Origin of the sequence: Microbacterium sp. LWH11-1.2 (assembly GCF_038397745.1) — a bacterium.
Lineage (GTDB): Bacteria > Actinomycetota > Actinomycetes > Actinomycetales > Microbacteriaceae > Microbacterium.
In genome coordinates this window covers 3,786,738-3,804,050 of record NZ_CP151636.1, presented here as the reverse complement: position 1 = coordinate 3,804,050, position 17,313 = coordinate 3,786,738, and the positions used below count along the sequence as shown (strand labels likewise).

Annotated in this window: 15 protein-coding genes; 4 read left to right on the top strand and 11 right to left on the bottom strand. The window is 70.4% G+C overall.

Features of this window, described 5'->3' with window-relative positions:
* Positions 1-106 precede the first annotated feature (106 nt).
* Positions 107-1,093, top strand: a complete 987-nt coding sequence (locus MRBLWH11_RS18645; RefSeq protein ID WP_341947862.1) for a LacI family DNA-binding transcriptional regulator — start codon at positions 107-109, stop codon at positions 1,091-1,093.
* 6 nt (positions 1,094-1,099) lie between these two features.
* Here MRBLWH11_RS18645 and MRBLWH11_RS18640 read toward each other — a convergent pair whose 3' ends face one another.
* From MRBLWH11_RS18640 to MRBLWH11_RS18610, 7 genes are all read right to left on the bottom strand, one after another.
* Positions 1,100-1,453 (bottom strand): Fe-S protein, encoded by a 354-nt coding sequence (locus tag MRBLWH11_RS18640; protein WP_116636896.1) that lies wholly within the window; start codon positions 1,451-1,453, stop codon positions 1,100-1,102.
* A 53-nt stretch (positions 1,454-1,506) separates the two neighbouring features.
* Positions 1,507-1,980, bottom strand: coding sequence for a 6,7-dimethyl-8-ribityllumazine synthase (gene ribH, locus MRBLWH11_RS18635; RefSeq protein ID WP_341945900.1), 474 nt, complete (start codon positions 1,978-1,980; stop codon positions 1,507-1,509).
* Positions 1,977-3,245: a GTP cyclohydrolase II gene (ribA, locus tag MRBLWH11_RS18630; protein ID WP_116636898.1), complete on the bottom strand. Its 1,269-nt coding sequence runs from the start codon at positions 3,243-3,245 to the stop codon at positions 1,977-1,979. Before ribA ends, ribH begins: the two co-directional genes overlap by 4 nt.
* Positions 3,242-3,898, bottom strand: coding sequence for a riboflavin synthase (locus MRBLWH11_RS18625; protein WP_341945899.1), 657 nt, complete (start codon positions 3,896-3,898; stop codon positions 3,242-3,244). Before MRBLWH11_RS18625 ends, ribA begins: the two co-directional genes overlap by 4 nt.
* Positions 3,898-4,941, bottom strand: a complete 1,044-nt coding sequence (gene ribD, locus MRBLWH11_RS18620; RefSeq protein ID WP_341945898.1) for a bifunctional diaminohydroxyphosphoribosylaminopyrimidine deaminase/5-amino-6-(5-phosphoribosylamino)uracil reductase RibD — start codon at positions 4,939-4,941, stop codon at positions 3,898-3,900. Before ribD ends, MRBLWH11_RS18625 begins: the two co-directional genes overlap by 1 nt.
* A 290-nt stretch (positions 4,942-5,231) precedes the next feature.
* The gene (locus MRBLWH11_RS18615; protein ID WP_341945897.1) at positions 5,232-6,095 is read right to left on the bottom strand and encodes a DNA-formamidopyrimidine glycosylase family protein; all 864 of its coding nucleotides are present in this window, start codon (positions 6,093-6,095) and stop codon (positions 5,232-5,234) included.
* A 51-nt stretch (positions 6,096-6,146) separates the two neighbouring features.
* The gene (locus MRBLWH11_RS18610; RefSeq protein ID WP_341945895.1) at positions 6,147-6,710 is read right to left on the bottom strand and encodes a GNAT family N-acetyltransferase; all 564 of its coding nucleotides are present in this window, start codon (positions 6,708-6,710) and stop codon (positions 6,147-6,149) included.
* A 58-nt stretch (positions 6,711-6,768) separates the two neighbouring features.
* Between MRBLWH11_RS18610 and mfd the strand changes: the two genes are divergently transcribed.
* Positions 6,769-10,344, top strand: a complete 3,576-nt coding sequence (mfd, locus tag MRBLWH11_RS18605) for a transcription-repair coupling factor (RefSeq protein WP_341945894.1) — start codon at positions 6,769-6,771, stop codon at positions 10,342-10,344.
* A 10-nt stretch (positions 10,345-10,354) separates the two neighbouring features.
* Here the strand turns inward: mfd and MRBLWH11_RS18600 are convergent, their stop codons facing one another.
* Entirely contained in the window at positions 10,355-10,735 is a 381-nt protein-coding gene (locus MRBLWH11_RS18600; protein WP_116636904.1) for a MerR family transcriptional regulator, read from the bottom strand.
* Positions 10,736-10,791: 56 nt separating this feature from the next.
* Between MRBLWH11_RS18600 and MRBLWH11_RS18595 the strand changes: the two genes are divergently transcribed.
* On the top strand, positions 10,792-12,015 hold the full coding sequence (locus tag MRBLWH11_RS18595; protein WP_341945893.1) for an MFS transporter: 1,224 nt from the start codon (positions 10,792-10,794) through the stop codon (positions 12,013-12,015).
* A gap of 9 nt (positions 12,016-12,024) precedes the next feature.
* Here MRBLWH11_RS18595 and MRBLWH11_RS18590 read toward each other — a convergent pair whose 3' ends face one another.
* The gene (locus tag MRBLWH11_RS18590; RefSeq protein ID WP_116636906.1) at positions 12,025-12,393 is read right to left on the bottom strand and encodes a glyoxalase superfamily protein; all 369 of its coding nucleotides are present in this window, start codon (positions 12,391-12,393) and stop codon (positions 12,025-12,027) included.
* A gap of 65 nt (positions 12,394-12,458) precedes the next feature.
* Between MRBLWH11_RS18590 and MRBLWH11_RS18585 the strand changes: the two genes are divergently transcribed.
* On the top strand, positions 12,459-13,061 hold the full coding sequence (locus MRBLWH11_RS18585; RefSeq protein WP_341945892.1) for a gamma carbonic anhydrase family protein: 603 nt from the start codon (positions 12,459-12,461) through the stop codon (positions 13,059-13,061).
* Positions 13,062-13,088: 27 nt separating this feature from the next.
* Here MRBLWH11_RS18585 and gdhA read toward each other — a convergent pair whose 3' ends face one another.
* Together gdhA and MRBLWH11_RS18575 are read right to left on the bottom strand one after the other, a co-directional pair.
* A complete protein-coding gene (gdhA, locus tag MRBLWH11_RS18580; protein ID WP_341945891.1) occupies positions 13,089-14,459 on the bottom strand; it encodes an NADP-specific glutamate dehydrogenase in 1,371 nt (456 codons plus the stop codon).
* Positions 14,460-14,592: 133 nt separating this feature from the next.
* Positions 14,593-17,301: a phosphoenolpyruvate carboxylase gene (locus MRBLWH11_RS18575; protein WP_341945890.1), complete on the bottom strand. Its 2,709-nt coding sequence runs from the start codon at positions 17,299-17,301 to the stop codon at positions 14,593-14,595.
* Positions 17,302-17,313 lie beyond the last annotated feature (12 nt).

Below are 17,313 nucleotides of genomic sequence, written 5' to 3'. Positions count from 1 at the left end.
CATATGCGATCGACTGCTAGTGTGTCAACGTCAACATATGAATGGATGGTTGATCGTGTCCTCGGAGCATCTGGCAGAGCCCTCGCAGCGTCGTCGCGAGCCGTCGATGGAGGACGTGGCACGGGAGGCCGGGGTCTCCGGTCAGACCGTCTCGCGCGTGGTGAACGCCCGCGGATACGTGGGCGCGGCCACACGGGAACGTGTCGAAGCGGCCATGCAGAGCCTCGGCTACCGACCGAACAGCGCCGCCCGCGCCCTCCGATCCGGGCGCTTCCGCACCATCGGCGTGGTGATGTTCTCGTTCAGCTCCTACGGCAACCAGCGCACGCTCGACGCGATCGCCGTGCGCGCCGCGCAGCTCGGATACGCCCTCACCCTCATCCCCGTCGAATCGAGCGCGGGGGAGACCGTCGAAGGCGCCTTCCGCCGGCTCGAGGAGCATGCGGTCGACGGCATCATCATCGTGATCGAGGCCCATCAGCTCGATGAGGCCGACATCGAGATCCCCGCCGCGCTGCCCGTCGTCTTCGTGGACTCGAACCGCGGCGACCTGCATCCGTTCGTCGACACCGACCAGGCGCAGGGAGCGCGGCTCGCGACCGAGCACCTGCTCGATCTCGGCCACGACACGGTCTGGCATGTCGCCGGCCCCGCGAAGTCGTACTCCGCGGAGCGTCGGCGGGAAGCCTGGCGGGCCACCCTCGACGGGCGCGGCCGGCCGATCCCCGAGGTGCTGCAGGGGGACTGGTCGGCGGCATCCGGCTACGAGGCGGGGCTCCGCCTGCGCGAGATCGACGACGTGACGGCGGTGTTCGCCGCGAACGACCAGATGGCCATCGGAGTGCTGCGCGCGTTCCGAGAGGCCGGTCGCGAGGTGCCGGGCGACGTCAGCATCGTGGGCTTCGACGGGCTGCCGGATGCCGCGCAGCTCTGGCCGCCCCTCACGACCGTGCAGCAGCATCCGGAGCGCGTCGGTGCGCTCGCGGTCGATGCGCTGCTCGCCGAGCTCGACGGCGAAGACCGCCTGCACACGCCGCTGGTGGGCACGGAGCTGATCGTGCGCGAGAGCACGGCTCCGCCGCGAGGGCGCTGACCGCGATCAGCGCCAGAGCAGGGCGAGAGCGGCGTTCGTCACCGTGAGGATGCCGATGAGCCAGAACACCGCCGACGGCACCGCGTCCCCGCGCTTCTGGCGCGCCATCCCGATGCCCAGCATCGCGCCGATGACCAGCAGGATGACGAGCTTCGTGCCGATCTTGACGTAGTTCAGGTCGTGGTCGATGCCCCAGGGAGCCGCCAGAGCGAGACCGGCGAGACCGGCGATCGCCAGTCCGTAGTCCATCATCCTGGTGATCTTGCGCTCCCCGCCGAACGCCTGAGCGGCCCACGAGCCGAAGAGCACGGCGAAGCCGATGAGATGGACGAGCACGACGATCAGGCGCAGGGTCTCCATGCGCTCACCGTAGCGATCCCGGCCGATATTCCGCCAGCAAGGAGAGGCTGACCTCAGCCACGAAGCTCGCGCGTCAGGAGGGCGGTGCGCAGCGCGGCATCCGCGGCCTCGGCGCCCTTGTCCTCCTTGGAGCCCGCGAGCCCTGCGCGGTCCAGACCCTGCTGCTCGTCGTCGAGGGTCAGCACGCCGAACCCGACGGGCTTGCCCGCATCGAGAGAGACCCGCGTGAGACCGTCGGTCGTGGCCGCGGACACGTACTCGAAGTGCGGGGTGCCGCCGCGGATGATGACCCCGAGCGCGACCACGGCATCCGCTCCGCCCGCGAAAGCGGCCTGTGCGGCGATCGCCAGCTCGAAGGAACCGGGCACGCGCGCGACGCGGTAGGTGGCGCCGGCCTCGTCCAGCACGCGCTCGGCTCCGGCGATCAGACCGTCGGAGATCGCCTCATGCCAGGTTCCGGCGATGATGACGACGTTCAGCCCGCGGCCGTCGATCTTCTCGGTCTTCGGTGCTCCTGCGCCGCTCATTCGTGGTCCTCTCCGTGGGCGAGAGCCTCTGCGAGCTCGTCCGCGCCGATGATGTGACCCATGCGGTCACGCTTGGTCTCCAGGTACTGGTGGTTGTTCGGGCCGACGCCGACGATCAGCGGCACCTGCTCGATGATGTCGAGTCCGAGCTCGCGCAGCTGCGTCACCTTGTCGGTGTTGTTCGTCAGCAGGCGCACGCGCGAGACTCCGAGGTCGTGCAGGATGCCGGCGGCCGCTGCGTATTCGCGGGCGTCGGCAGGCAGGCCGAGCGCGAGGTTGGCGTCCACGGTGTCGAGGCCCTCCTCCTGCAGGCTGTACGCCCGCAGCTTGTTGATGAGCCCGATCCCTCGTCCTTCGTGGCCGCGCATGTAGACGACGACGCCGCCCTCCTTCTCGATCGCGTCGAGCGCCGCGTCGAGCTGCGGGCCGCACTCGCACTTGAGCGAGCCGAAGGCCTCGCCGGTCAGGCACTCCGAGTGCACGCGCACGAGGGCGGTCTCGGTGAGCTCACCGGAGACGACCGCGATGTGGTCGGTGCCGGTCACGCGGTCCTTGTACGCGAGGAAGCGGAACGTGCCGTGCGTGGTCGGCACCGTCGCGTCCGCGCGCAGGCTCACACGGCGACCGCGGACCGCCTTCGGCGTGGAGCCCTCCGGATCGATCTCGTTGAGATGCGCGATGAGCTGCTCGATCGTGATCACCGGAACGCCGTCGCGGGCGCCGAGTTCCATCAGGCCGGGCAGGCGCATCATGCTGCCGTCCTCGGCGACGACCTCGGCGATGCCGCCGACCGGCTGGAGACCTGCGAGCTTCATCAGCTCGACGGCGGCCTCCGTGTGACCGCTGCGTTCCCGCACGCCGCCATCGACGGCGCGCAGCGGCAGCACGTGCCCCGGGCGGATGATGCTCGTCGCGGTCGACGCCGGATTCGCCAGCACGTTCAGCGTGTGGGCGCGGTCGTGTGCGCTGATGCCCGTGGTGACGCCCTCCGCGGCATCCACGCTCACGGTGTAGGCGGTGGAGCGGGCGTCCTCGCTCGCGGCGACCATCGGCGGCAGGTTCAGGCTGTCGGCGAGGTCGGCGGGCATGGGGGCGCAGATGAAGCCGGACGACCAGCGCACGGTCCAGGCGACCCACTCGGGGGTGGCGAGCTCGGCCGACAGGATGACGTCGCCCTCGTTCTCACGGTTCTCGTCGTCCGCGACGAGGACGGGACGCCCGGCGCGCAGCGCTTCGAGGGCCTCGGGGATGGTGGAAAGGCTCATCGCGAGCCTCCTTCCGGTGCGGCGGAGGTGGTCGGCCTGAACGCGAGCAGCCGCTCGACGTGGCGGGCGAGGATGTCGGTCTCGAGGTTGACGCGGTCTCCGACGGCGCGGGCGCCGAGAGTGGTCGCGGCGAGCGTCTCGGGGATGAGCGAGACCTCGAACCAGTGACCGCCCTGGGTCCCTGAGCTTGTCGAAGGGTCGCTCACCGCGCTCACCGTGAGCGAGGTGCCGTCGACCGAGATCGATCCCTTGTCGACGACGAGCGGCGCGAGATCGGCCGGCAGGCTGATGCGCAGCACGCTCCACTGGGCGCCGGGGCGCACCTCGAGCACCTCGCCGACCCCGTCGACGTGGCCCTGCACGATGTGGCCGCCGAGGCGGGCACCGACCGGCATGGCCTTCTCGATGTTGACCCGCGTGCCGACGACCGCCCCGCCGATCGCGGCGACGTCGAGGGTCTGCTTCATCACATCGGTGTCGAACGTGTCGTCCGTGGATCCGACGACCGTGAGGCACACACCCGACACGGCGATGGACTCGCCGTGCACGGCATCCGCGGCGGCCCTGGGCGCTCGCACGGTCAGACGCCAGCCGTCGCCTGAGGGCGCGATCGCGGTGATCTCGCCGATCTCCTCGATGATTCCGGTGAACATCAGTCGGTTCCTTCGTTCTGAGAGTGAGGGTCTTCGGCGGGGCGCGCGATCGCGAGCAGGTCGGGCCCGAGAGGGACCCATTCCGTCACGGTGAGGCGGCGGGCCTCATCGATCGACGCCACGCCGATGTCGGTGAGGGCGAGGCGGTCGCCGCCGAGCAGGACGGGAGCGATGTACGCGAGCACGCGGTCGGCCAGACCGGCGCGGAGGAAGGCGCTGGCAAGTGTCGGCCCGCCCTCGACGAACACGCTCTGGATCCCGCGAGCGTGCAGATCGGCCGCGATGCTCTGCAGGTCATGGGTGTCGTAGAAGAGGGGCGCGTGCGGATGCCGGTGCACCGCGGCATCCGACGGCGTCGGACGCGTTCCGATGACCACGGGGATCGGCTGGTTCGGGTGCAGCGCGTCGCCGTCCCGCGCGGTGAGCGCCGGGTCGTCTGCGAGCACGGTGCCGGTGCCGACGGCGATGGCGTCGGCCTGCGCGCGACGGAGGTGCACGTCGGCCCTGGCCGCGGGACCCGTGATCCACTGGCTCGAGCCGTCGGCCGCGGCCGCACGCCCGTCGAGACTCTGCGCCCACTTCACCGTGATGTGCGGTCGACCCAGACGCTGAGCGGTGAGCCATCCGTCGATCAGCGCGTGCGCGGCATCCGCCTGCTCGCCGGACTCGACGCTCACACCGGCGGCGCGCAGACGCTCCGCTCCGCCGCCCGAGGCGATGCCGGGGTCGTCCAGCGCGTACACGACGCGCGACACGCCCGCGTCGATCAGGGCCACGGCGCACGGACCGGTGCGTCCGGTGTGGTTGCAGGGCTCGAGCGTCACGACCGCGGTCGCACCGCGCGCCGCGCCGGGAGCGAGCTTCGACAGCGCGTCGACCTCGGCGTGCGGTGTGCCGGCGCCGTGGTGCCAGCCCTCCGCGAGGACCTCGCCGCCGGGGGAGAGGATGACGGCACCGACCTGCGGATTCACGCCGCGCGGCCCGCGGGCGGCGAGCTCGAGCGCACGGCTCATCGCCTCGCGCTCTGTCCCGTTCACTGCCATCCGTCGTCCTCCTGTGAGGCTCCGGAGCTTCTCCTGATCGGAGAGAGCGGCAGACAGAAGGCGCGCGCAGCTGCGCCTCGTGCTGCCTCCCTTCCGGACTAGCGAGGTCTCCCTCGCATCACCGTCGGTCCCGGAATTCCACCGGATCGGCATCTCGGCTCGGCCGAGACGCTCGCGGACTGTCACCGCCGGTTCGGATTCTCACCGACCCCGGAGCACGTTCAATGCTCTGAGTGTACTCAACGCGTCCGGACACATTTCATTCCGCGTCATCGCGCAGAGCGCACCGGTCACTTCAGAAGCCGCGAGAGACGACGATCGGCGAGCACCTTGCCGCCCGTCTGACAGGTCGGGCAGTACTCGAGCGAGCGGTCGGCGAAGAACACGCTGCGCACCGTGTCGCCGCAGACCGGACACGTCTCGCCGCGCCGCGCGTGCACCTGCATGCCCCGACGCTTCGCATCCTTGAGATCGGCGGGAGGCTTGCCGGATGCCTCGGCGACGGCGTCGGTCAGCGTCTCCTGCATCGCGGCGAAGAGCCGATCGACCTCGGCGTCGTCGAGCTTGCCGGCGATGGCGTACGGCGACATCTTCGCGGCGTGCAGGATCTCATCGGAATAGGCGTTCCCGATGCCGGCGATGACCGCCTGATCGCGCAGGAGGCCCTTGATCTGCATGCGGCGGTCCGTGAGCAGAGCGGCGAACGCGTCGCGCGTGAAGCAGGGAGCGAGGGGGTCGGGTCCGAGCCTCGCGATGCCGGGGACATCCTGCACATCACGCACGACGTACACCGCGAGGGACTTCTTCGTCCCCGCTTCGGTCAGGTCGAACCCGCTGCCGTCGTCGAACGCGATGCGCAGCGCGATCGGCGACTTGCCCGGCTTGATCAGCGTCGCGGGGAGGGCGTCGTACCAGCGCAGCCAGCCGGCCTTGGCGAGATGGAACACGAGGTGCAGGTCATCGCCGCACGACAGCACGACGAACTTGCCCAGACGAGCGGATGCCGTGATCTCGGCGCCCTGGAGCGCGGAGATCGGCGGGTCGTAGGTCTTGAGCGCGGCGATCGCAGCGACGGTCGCGCGGGTGATCGTGCGCCCCGCCGCGCGCCCGCCGAGGAACGCGGTGAGTCCCTGGACCTCCGGCATCTCGGGCATGGTGTCATCCTGCCACCGGCATCCGACACTGTCACCCGAGGACCGTTCGCCTCAGAGCACCGGCCACTCGACCGGAGTGCGGTCATCGGTCGGGAGGAGACCGGCGAACCAGCCGTCGTCGCGACCGCGCGGACTCGTGAGCGCCTGGCGCTGCAGACCCTCGTAGCGGAAGCCGAGTGCCCTGGCGGAGCGCGCGGACGGGATGTTGCCGGCGACAGCACGCCACGTGAGTCGCACGAGTCCGAGTTCCGAGAAGCCCCAGTCGATCACGGCGCGCGCCGCTTCGGCGAGGTATCCCCGGCCTCGGGCGTCTCCCGTCATCCAGAAGCCGATCTCGGCGTGACCACCGGTGTGGTGCTGCTCGATGTCGTGCAGCCCGATCATGCCGGAGAGGCGATCGTCGACGAAGATCGCCCACACCGTCTCCTTGTCCTCGGCCCACCACCCGGCCACGAGCCGCACGAAGTCCACGGCGTTCTCGCGCGTGTAGGGGCTCGGCACCGTCGTCCACCGCGGGATCTCCGGATCCTGGCACGCCGCCTCGATCGCGTCGATGTCGGCCTCGGTCGGAGCGCGCAGCACGAGTCGTTCGGTGGTGAGGGTGACCGTTTCCATCCCGACAGCCTACGAGGAGGCGAGCCGCCATGTCGGTGGGCGCGACTAGTCTTGTCCGGTGACTGTTCCGGGGATTCTGCGCGCCTTGGAAGAGGCGTCTCTGTACCGTGACGCCCTCAGCTGGGCGCACACCGACGCCGACCTCGGCCTGGTCGACGGGCTCGACGCTCCCGCGCTCGCGGGGCTGCTCGAGAAGCGCGGCGCCGCGGGGCACCCCTCCGCGCTGCTCGCCGTCGCGCCGACCGGCCGCCGCGCCGAGAGCCTCGCACACGCGCTCGAGGCCTACCTCCCGACGGCCGAGATCCTCACCTTCCCCGCATGGGAGACGCTCCCGCACGAGCGGCTGAGCCCGAGCCCCGACACGGTCGGACAGCGGCTGCAGACGCTGCGCCGGATCGCCGAGTGGTCGGGCGAGCATCCCCTCGTCGTCGTCGCCTCGGTGCGTGCGGCGCTCCAGCCGATCGCCGGCAACCTCGGCGAGATCGCGCCGCTCGAACTCGCGACCGGCAGCCGCGGCAACGAGCTCGACCACGTCGCCGAGCAGCTCGTGGAGCGTGCCTACTCGCGCGTCGACATGGTCTCGCGTCGCGGCGAGTTCGCCGTGCGCGGCGGCATCCTCGACGTCTTCCCTCCCACGTCGGAGCATCCGTACCGCGTCGAGTTCTTCGGCGACGAGATCGATCAGATCCGCGCGTTCTCGGTCGCCGATCAGCGCTCGCTGCCGGGCGACATCCCGGGTGTCGATCTGCCCCCGAGCCGCGAGCTGCTGCTGACGCCCGATGTCCGCGAGCGGGCACGAGCCCTGATCGGCGGATTCCCGGCGATCTCGGGGATGCTCGAGAAGATGGCCGAGGGCATCCCGGTCGAGGGCATGGAATCGCTGCTCCCCGCCGTGTCCGGTCCGCTCAAGTCGCTGGCCGAGTATCTGCCGGAGGGCAGCGCGACCGCCGTGGTCGACCCCGAGCGCTCGACGGCGCGTGCCATCACGCTCGGCGAGACGAACCGCGAGTTCCTCGACGCCGCGTGGAGCGCGGCCACCTCGGGCGCATCGGCGCCGATCGACCTCGGGGCCGGCGACTTCCGCACGATCGCCCAGCTGCGCGAGGTCGTCCGCGATCGCGGCGGCGTCTGGTGGCGGCTGAGCCCGTTCGGTGCGGGCCTCGGCGAAGGCGACGCCGAGGCGACGAACCTCGATGCCGCCGTCATCCCGTCGTTCCACGGCAACGTCGACGGTGCGATCTCGTTCGTCGAGGCGAAGGTCTCGGACGGATGGCGGGTCGTCGTGATCTCCGCGGGCTCCGGGCTCGTCGATCGCGCGCGCGACGTGCTCGCCGATCGGGGCATCGCGGCACGCGTCGTCGAGTCGCTCACCGAGGCTCCGGAGGCGGGGATCGCGACGCTCGTCACGGGATCGGTCGAAGCCGGCTTCCAGATCTCCGAGGCGAAGCTCGCCGTCCTGACCGACAACGAGTTCTACGGCCGCACGATCGGCGGCGACCAGCGCGTCGTCAAGAAACTCGCCTCCCGCCGCAAGAACGTCGTCGACCCGCTGCAGCTCAAGCCCGGCGACCACGTGGTGCACGCCACGCACGGCATCGGCCGCTTCGTCGAGATGACCAAGCGCGAGGTGTCGACCGGCGGTCGCAACGCCACCAAGTCGGTCCGCGACTATCTCGTCCTGGAGTACGCGCCGTCCAAGCGCGGCTACCCCGGCGACAAGCTGTACGTTCCCACCGACCAGCTCGACCTGCTGTCGAAGTACGTCGGCGGCGAGGCTCCGACCCTGTCGAAGATGGGCGGCAGCGACTGGTCGCAGGCCAAGGGCAAGGCCCGCAAGGCCGTGCGCGACATCGCGGTCGAGCTCGTCAAGCTGTACTCCGCGCGGATGAGCGCCAAGGGCCACGCGTTCGGCCCGGACACCCCGTGGCAGCGTGAGCTCGAGGAGGCGTTCCCCTTCGCCGAGACGCCCGACCAGCTGCAGACGATCGACGAGATCAAGGCCGACATGGAACGGCCCATCCCGATGGACCGCCTGCTCTCCGGAGACGTCGGCTTCGGCAAGACCGAGGTCGCCGTGCGTGCGGCGTTCAAGGCGATCCAGGACGGCAAGCAGGTCGCGATGCTCGTGCCGACGACCCTGCTGGTCAAGCAGCACATGGAGACGTTCACCGAGCGATTCGCCGGCTTCCCCGTCAAGGTGCGGGCGCTGTCGCGGTTCCAGACCGACAAGGAGGTCCGGCTCACGCTGCAGGGGCTCCTCGAGGGCTCGGTCGACATGGTCATCGGCACGCACCGCATCCTCACCGAGGGCGTTCTGTTCAAGGACCTCGGCCTGATGATCATCGATGAGGAGCAGCGCTTCGGCGTCGAGCACAAGGACACGCTGAAGAAGCTCAAGACGAACGTCGACATCCTCGCGATGAGTGCGACGCCGATTCCGCGCACGCTCGAGATGGCGGTGACCGGCATCCGCGAGATGTCGACGCTGGCGACACCGCCCGAGGATCGGCATCCGATCCTGTCGTTCGTCGGCCCCCGCAGCGACAAGCAGATGGCGGCGGCGATCCGCCGCGAGATCCTGCGCGAGGGCCAGGTGTTCTTCGTGCACAACCGCGTCCAGTCGATCCAGCGGGTCGCCGCGCAGCTCGCCGAGCTCGTGCCGGAGGCCCGGATCGCCGTCGCCCACGGACAGATGGGGGAGCACCAGCTGGAACAGGTCGTCGACGACTTCTGGGAGCGGAAGTTCGACGTACTGGTGTCGACCACCATCATCGAGACCGGGCTCGACATCTCGAACGCGAACACGATCATCATCGATCGCGCCGACAAGTACGGCCTGAGTCAGCTGCACCAGCTGCGTGGCCGCGTCGGCCGTGGACGCGAGCGCGCCTACGCCTACTTCCTCTACGACGAGATGAAGCCGCTGAGCGAGACCGCCGCCGACCGCCTGCAGACGATCGCGGTGAACAACGATCTCGGCTCAGGCATGCAGGTGGCGCTGAAGGACCTGGAGCTGCGCGGCGCGGGCAACATGCTCGGCGCCGAGCAGGCCGGGCACATCGCCGGTGTCGGATTCGACCTGTACCTGCGCATGATCGGCGAGGCCGTGGCCACGTTCCGCGGTGACGAGGTCGAGAGCGGGCAGGAGCTGCGGCTGGAGCTGCCGCTCGACGCCCGCATCCCGGAGTACTACATCGACAGCGAGAGGCTGCGTCTCGAGGCGTACCAGAAGCTCTCGGCGGCATCGGCAGCCACGGCGAAGGACGAAGCGATCGACCAGGTCATCGAGGAGCTCGTCGACCGTTACGGCACCCCGCCCGAAGAGGTCGAGGGGCTGCTCGCGATCTCGCGTCTGCGCCGCCGTGCCGCACGGGCAGGGCTGACGGATGTCGTGGTGATGGGGTCGAACCTGCGCATCGCGCCGGCGCGCCTGGAGGACTCGATCAAGGTGCGGCTGCAGCGGCTCTACCCCAAGGCGAAGCTCGTCGCCGGGGGAGAGGCGCTGGTCGTGCCGATGCCGACCGTGCCCGCCGCGGTGGGCGTGGGTCTCGAGCCGCTGCCCGATGCGCAGCTGCTCGAGTGGGTCGGCCAGCTGTTCACGGCGATCTTCCCCGAGCCCGTCAAGGTGGAGTAGCCGGGCGGTCTCAGCCGGCCGCCTCGCGCTCGGCGATGTCATCGGTCGTGCGCGCGAGGAACCGGCGGATCGTGTCGCGGCTCCGCGTGAGACAGGCGATCCGCTCGTCCAGCCCGGTCAGCTCGGTGGACAACAGCGAAGCCACCTCGCGGGGGCAGGAGGCATCCATCCGATCTGCCGCGTCCTCAGCATCGAGGAGCACCTTGACGAGCCGCGTGGGGATCCCGGCGCGCACCAGGCCGGCGGCGCGCTCGAGGCGCTCGGCGTCGGTCTCGGAGTAGTGCCGATAGCCGTTCTCCGACCGCTCGGCCGTCAGCAGCCCCTGCTGCTCGTAGTAGCGGATGAGTCGCGGCGCGACATCCGCTCTCCGCGCGAGTTCGCCGATCTTCATGACTTCTCCTCCGAAACCTTGACATTGACATTGATGTCAGGGTTTACGTTCTCAGCATGACTCACAGAATCTCTGATGACAAGCCCGGATTCCCGTGGACTCCGGTCCTCGTCCTCGCGGCGGCGACAATGCTGATGGTCACCGCCGAGATGCTCCCGACCGCCCTCCTCGTGCCGATGAGCGTCGGGTTGGGAGCCTCTGAGGCCCAGATCGGCTCACTGGTCGCCGTCTGGGCAGGAGTCGTGGTCGTGACCAGCTTCCCGCTCAGCCGGTGGGCGCGTCGGTGGCCGGCGCGACCGGTGATCGTCGTCGCACTGGCGTCGCTGGTCGTCTCGTCCGGATTGACTGCGGTCGCATCGGACTTCGTCTTCGTCGTCGCCGTGCGGATGCTGGGAGCTGCCGCGGTTGGCCTGCTCTGGGCGACAGTGAACGCCTATGTCGCCGACCTCGTCGACGATCGGATGCTGGGTCGGGCGATCAGCCTCGTGCTCGGGGGAGGGACACTCGGGATGGTGATCGGCACTCCGCTCGCGCGTGTCCTCGCCGATGCCACGGACTGGCGAGTGGCCTTCCTCGTCCTCGCGGCGGCCCTGGCCGTAATCGCGATCATCGTCGCGGTCTCCGTTCCTCTCGTGGTGCGGCAGCCGTCCGCAGCGGCGGGTGGCGAGAGGTCCTCACGCGCGGCCGGTCGCCGGCTCGGGATCGTGACGGCGCTCATCGCCGTGGCGCTGATCGGTCATTACGGCGCCTACACCTTCATCACGCGCCTCGCGGAGCCGGCGGCATCTCTGCTCCCCGGCGGAGTCGGCGGCCTCCTCATCGTGTTCGGCATCGCCTCGGCCGTGGGAGTGGGCATCGCCGCGCGGGTCGAGACCGGCACGATCCGTGCGCTGCTCATCGCGCTGCTCACGACGGCGGCCGCCGTGGCAGGAACCGCGCTGGCGGAACCTTCGGGGTCCCTGCTTGTCGTCGTGCTCTGGGGTGTCGGGTCGGGTGCGTTCCCGCCCCTCGCCCAGACGCTGATCCTGCGCATCGCCGGCCCGGAGCGTCGTGATTTCGCCGGTGCCCTCATCCCCGTCCTCTTCAACGGAGGGATCGCGGTCGGTGCCTCCTCCGCCGCCGTGCTCGCCGGTGGCTGGGGTGTCGAGAGCATCCCGTTCCCGGCAGCGGCCGCGGTCCTCGTCTCCGCGGCCGCCCTCGCCGTCACGCTCGTCGTCTTGGGCGGTGGGGCTTCGCGAGAGCGTCGTTCACCGCGACCGGACAGATCGTTCGCCGAGTGAGCCGGATGTTCAGCTCTCGGCCGCCGCCGTCGCGAGGTGCAGCAGGTTGCCGTCGGGGTCGCGCACCTGCGCGACCCGCTCGCCCCAGGGGAGATCCTCCGGCGGAGCGACGGACAGCGCTCCTGCATCGATCGCCGCACGATACGTCGCGTCGACTCCGTCGGAGTAGAGCCAGATCGCGATCGCCTCTCCCCGGAGGACGTCCGTCTCGAATCCGATGCCGATCTGACCACCCCCGACAGCGAGCGCCACGTAGACGTCGACTCCGTCCTGGTCGTACCGATACGTGACCTCGCCGCCGAACGCCTGCTCGTAGAAGCCGCGGAGTCGCGGGAGATCAGTCGTGCGCAGGATCGGGAAGAGACTCGTGATCGCCATGCCGGGAGAGTAGGTCGACAGTGAGGCACTGTCAACGGCGACATCCGCGGGACTAGTCTGGCGGCATGTTGTACGAGCACCTCGGGGCTCGGCCCCGGATCCATGACACCGCCGTCATCGCTCCCACCGCCGTGATCTCCGGCGACGTGGAGATCGGCCCGGACTGCCAGGTGCTGCACGGTGCCGTGATCACCGCGGAGGGCGGACCCATCACGCTCGGCGAGAACGTCATCGTGATGGAGAACGCTCTCATCCGCGCGACGGCGGCGAACGCCGTGCACATCGGGGCGCACACGCTCGTGGGCACGCTCGCGAGCATCGCCGGTGCGACCGTCGGCGAGGAGGTGTTCTTCGCCTCCGGCGCGCGCATCTTCAACGGAGCCCTGGTCGGCGACCGCTGCGAGGTGCGCGTGAACGCCATCGTGCATCGCAGGGCCGTGCTTCCGGCCGGCACCGTGGTGCCGATCGGCTGGGTCGCCGTCGGAGATCCGGTGCAGCTGCTGTCACCCGACCGGGAGGCCGAGATCACCGCCGCGCAGCCGGAGCTCGACTTCCCCGGCCACGTGTTCGGCGTCGATCGCGACACTCCCGACCTGATGGTGCAGCTCACCGAGCGCTACGGCCGTTCGCTCGCGCGGCACGCCGACGATCGGCAGCTCGGCGGCTGACGGCATCCGCTCGCGGTGTGCCGGTGATCAGATGACGCCCTGCGCCAGCATCGCGGCGGCGACGCGCTCGAAGCCGGCGATGTTGGCGCCCGCCACGTAGTCGCCCGGCCGGCCGTGACGCTCGGCCGCGTCGAAGGCCGCGCGGTGGATGTCGCCCATGATCTCGCGGAGCTTGTTCTCGCTGTCGTGGAAGGTCCAGCGCTGGCGCGAGGCGTTCTGGCTCATCTCCAGCGCCGAGGTCGCGACACCGCCGGCGTTCGCGGCCTTGCCGGGCGCGAAAAGCACCCCGGCGTTCTGGAACGCGTCGACCGCCGCCGGCTCGCAGGGCATGTTCGCGCCCTCGGAGACCGCGCGCACGCCGTTCGCGATCAGCGCCTCGGCGTCCGCCAGGCTCACCTCGTTCTGCGTGGCCGACGGGACCGCGATGTCGACCGGCACCTGCCAGACACTGCCGCCCTCGACGAAGCGCGCACTCGGACGGCGGTTCGCGTACTCGACGATGCGGGCGCGCTCCACCTCCTTGAGCTGACGGAGCAGATCGACGTCGATGCCGGCGTCGTCGACGACGTAGCCGGAGGAGTCGGATGCCGTCACCGGGGTCGCGCCGAGCTGGGTCGCCTTCTGGATCGCGTAGATCGCGACGTTGCCGGAACCCGAGATCCCGACGCGCTTGCCCGCGAGGGAGTCGTCGTGCACGGCGAGCATCTCCTGGGCGAAGAACACGGCGCCGTAGCCCGTGGCCTCGGTGCGCACCTCGGCGCCGCCCCAGCCGGTGCCCTTGCCGGTGAACATGCCGGACTCGTGGCGGTTGGTGACCTTGCGGTACTGGCCGAACAGGTAGCCGATCTCGCGGCCGCCCACGCCGATGTCGCCGGCCGGGACGTCGGTGTGCTCGCCCAGGTGACGGTAGAGCTCGTTCATGAACGACTGGCAGAACCGCATGACCTCGGCATCCGACCTGCCGTGCGGGTCGAAGTCCGATCCGCCCTTGCCGCCGCCGATGCCCTGACCCGTGAGCGCGTTCTTGAAGATCTGCTCGAAGCCGAGGAACTTGATGATCGAGAGGTTCACCGAGGGGTGGAAGCGCAGGCCGCCCTTGTACGGGCCGAGCACCGAGGAGAACTGGATGCGGTAGCCGCGGTTGACCTGCAGCCGGCCGGCGTCGTCGACCCACGGCACGCGGAACAGGATCTGACGCTCCGGCTCGACCAGACGCTCCAGGATGCCGCCGTCGACGTATTCCGGATGCTGCTCCAGCACCGGCGAGATCGAGTTCAGCACCTCGTGCACGGCCTGGTGGAACTCGGGCTCGTGCGGGCTCCGCGACAGCACCGTGTCGAAGACGGGCTGCACGGCGGGGGAGAGCGGGTGGAAGTCGACGGAAGACGTAGCGGTCACGCGAGGTGGCTTTCTGGTGGGGGATGAGGGCGCAGGCGATCGTGTCGCGTGAGGGGGAAGGGCCGGATCCGACCGATATTTCACTCTAGCGGTGCCCCGGATGTGAGAACTCTCACGCCGCCTCGGCCGAGAATCACCCGGTGTTCTGCAGGCCCGCCGCGACGCCGCTGACCGAGAGCAGGAGCAGTCGCTGCTGCTCGGCATCCGCTCCCGAGCTCTCCGCATGCTCGGCGGCCGAGCGGAGCGCCCGGAGCGCACGGAGCTGCAGCAGCGAGAGCGCGTCGACGTAGGGGCTCCGCAGCTGGACGGCCCGCTGCAGCACGGGCTTGTTCTCGAGGAGGCCTTCGCCGCCGGTGAGGCGGATCACCCACTCGCGGGTGAGCGCGAGCTCGTCGAGCACGAGGGCGGCGAGGTCGTCGCGGTCCCCGAGTGCGAGGTACTGACGGGCGATCCGCTCGTCGGTCTTCGCCAGGCTCATCGCGACGTTGTCGATCATGGTGCGCAGCAGCGGCCAGTCCCGGTATGCCTCGGTGAGCAGCTCCACGTCTCCCACGGCCTCCAGCGCCGTGCCCAGGCCGAACCATCCGGCGAGGTTGATGCGCGCCTGCGTCCACGCGAAGACCCACGGGATCGCCCGGAGGTCTTCGAGCGATTCGACGGAGAGGCCGCGCCGTGCGGGCCGCGAGCCCAGGGCCAGCAGGCCGATCTCCTCCAGCGGCGTGACGGTCGCGAACCAGGGAGCGAAGCCCTCGGCCTTGACGAGCGAGAAGAACCGCTCGCGCGAGGTCGCATCCATGATCGACGCGACCTCGGCGTAGCGGGCCGCCGCGCTGCTCGTGCGCTTCTCCTCCGAGGGGGAGGAGGCGAGCAGGGTCGCCGCGGCGACCTGGTCGATGTGCCGCATGGCGATCGCGGGCTCGCCGTAGCGCGCGAAGATGACCTCGCCCTGCTCCGTGAGCTTGAACCGGCCGTCGACGGAGTGCGGCGGCTGCGCGAGGATCGCGGAGTTCGCGGGTCCGCCGCCGCGGCCGAGCGCGCCGCCACGACCATGGAAGAGGGTGAGCTCGATGCCCGACTCCTGCGCCCACCGGGCGATCTTCTCCTGCGCCTCGTAGAGGGCGAGGTTCGCGGCGACCGGGCCGACGTCCTTCGACGAGTCCGAGTAGCCGAGCATGACCTCGAGGCGGTTGCCGGTCTCGGCCATGCGCGCGCGGAACTCCGGGAAGGTCACCGCCTCGGCGAGGATCTCCGGCGCGGCCTGCAGGTCGGCGAAAGTCTCGAACAACGGCACGACGTCGAGCACCGGCACATCATCGCCGAGCGCATGTCGGGCGAGGCGGTGCACGTTCGCGAGATCGGATGCGGCCTGCGTGAAAGACACCACGTAGCGGCCGGCAGCCCGGACGCCCCGGTCACGCTGGATCTCGGCGATCACGCGGAAGAGCTCGAGGACCTCCTCGGTCTGCGCGCTGATCGCCTCGCCCGCCTCGAGCTCGGCCAGCGCCTTCGCGTGCACCTGCGAGTGCTGCCGGACCTCGAGCTCGGTGAGGTGGAAGCCGTAGGTCTCGACCTGCCAGATCAGGTGCTGCACCCCGCCGAACGCGTGGCGCCTGGCACCGGCGTCCGCGAGAGAGTTCTGCACCGCGCGCAGGTCGGCGAGCAGCTCCTCGGGACGGGCGTAGCCGTGCTCGCCGTCTCCGCGACGGGTCGCCGCGACCCGGCGCGCGAGCACGAGCAGCACCCGGCGGTGCGGCTCCTCGGGGGAGCGCGCGGCCAGTTCGGCGGCGACGTCGGGCTCGGCGGCGGCGAAGGCCTCCCAGAGCGCCGTGACGGCGGCGCTCGGCGGCGTGTCGTCCGCGGCGAGCGTGAGAGTGCGGCCGATGCGATCGAGGGCGCGCTCCAGTCCGCGGAGCACGTGGTCCGCGGCGATCTGCGATGCCTCGCGGGTGACGGATGCCGTCACGAACGGGTTCCCGTCGCGGTCGCCGCCGACCCAGGATCCGATGCGGACGAAGGCCGGGACGACGGGTGCGCTGGAGCCGGACTCCTCGCCGCGCAGCGCGTCGTCGATGCGGCGGTACACGTGAGGCACGGTCGTGAAGAGGGTCTCGTCGAACACGCCCATGACCGTGCGCACCTCGTCGGTCGGCGACGGCTTCTGCGAACGCAGCGGCGCGGTGCGCCAGAGCGTGTCGATCTCCTCCAGCATCCGGCGACGGGCGCGGTGCTGCTCGGCGCCGCCCTCGCTCGCCGCGTCGTGCTGCGTGAGCAGCTCGGAGAGGCGGCGGATGCTGGACGACACGGCGCGGCGGCGGGCCTCGGTCGGGTGCGCCGTGAAGACGGGGTGGAAGCGCAGCCCGTCCAGGCGGCGGCGTGCCTCGTCGTCGCCGACCTCGCTCCGCAGACGCGCGTAGGCGGTGGCGACGGTGTCGGCGGACTGGGCGCCTGAGCCCGTCGACGAGCCGGGCTGGCCGGCGCGCTCGCGCAGCACCCGCACGCGCTGATGCTCCTCGGCGAGGTTCACCAGGTGGAAGTAGCAGGTGAAGGCGCGGGCGACCTCATCGGCGCGTGCGACGGTGAAGGACTCGGCGATCGCCGCTGCCCGCTCGAAGGCGTCGGAGTTCTCCTCCTCGTACGCCTCGATCGTCGCGAGGCGCAGACGCTCGACGTCTTCGAAGAGGTCGTCGCCGCCGGCTTCGCGCAGCACCTGACCGAGCAGGCCGCCCAGCATCCTGACGTCGGAGCGCATGGCATCCGGGATGCCCTGGCCGGCTTCGAAGCGGCCGATCACGCGGATGGCCTCGGTGTTCGTGGGCTCGGGAAAGCTCTGTGCGGGGGTCACCCTTCGAGAGTA

What these genes read in the sequence shown, in the direction of transcription:
- MRBLWH11_RS18640 (WP_116636896.1), bottom strand. Translation starts at nt 1,453, where the DNA reads ATGGAGACCCTGCGCCTGATCGTCGTGCTCGTCCATCTCATCGGCTTC.
- MRBLWH11_RS18600 (WP_116636904.1), bottom strand. Translation starts at nt 10,735, where the DNA reads ATGAAGATCGGCGAACTCGCGCGGAGAGCGGATGTCGCGCCGCGACTC.
- MRBLWH11_RS18610 (WP_341945895.1), bottom strand. Translation starts at nt 6,710, where the DNA reads ATGGAAACGGTCACCCTCACCACCGAACGACTCGTGCTGCGCGCTCCG.
- MRBLWH11_RS18625 (WP_341945899.1), bottom strand. Translation starts at nt 3,898, where the DNA reads ATGTTCACCGGAATCATCGAGGAGATCGGCGAGATCACCGCGATCGCG.
- MRBLWH11_RS18645 (WP_341947862.1), top strand. Translation starts at nt 107, where the DNA reads ATGGAGGACGTGGCACGGGAGGCCGGGGTCTCCGGTCAGACCGTCTCG.
- MRBLWH11_RS18595 (WP_341945893.1), top strand. Translation starts at nt 10,792, where the DNA reads ATGACTCACAGAATCTCTGATGACAAGCCCGGATTCCCGTGGACTCCG.
- ribH (WP_341945900.1), bottom strand. Translation starts at nt 1,980, where the DNA reads ATGAGCGGCGCAGGAGCACCGAAGACCGAGAAGATCGACGGCCGCGGG.
- MRBLWH11_RS18615 (WP_341945897.1), bottom strand. Translation starts at nt 6,095, where the DNA reads ATGCCCGAGATGCCGGAGGTCCAGGGACTCACCGCGTTCCTCGGCGGG.
- ribA (WP_116636898.1), bottom strand. Translation starts at nt 3,245, where the DNA reads ATGAGCCTTTCCACCATCCCCGAGGCCCTCGAAGCGCTGCGCGCCGGG.
- MRBLWH11_RS18585 (WP_341945892.1), top strand. Translation starts at nt 12,459, where the DNA reads ATGTTGTACGAGCACCTCGGGGCTCGGCCCCGGATCCATGACACCGCC.
- ribD (WP_341945898.1), bottom strand. Translation starts at nt 4,941, where the DNA reads ATGGCAGTGAACGGGACAGAGCGCGAGGCGATGAGCCGTGCGCTCGAG.
- MRBLWH11_RS18590 (WP_116636906.1), bottom strand. Translation starts at nt 12,393, where the DNA reads ATGGCGATCACGAGTCTCTTCCCGATCCTGCGCACGACTGATCTCCCG.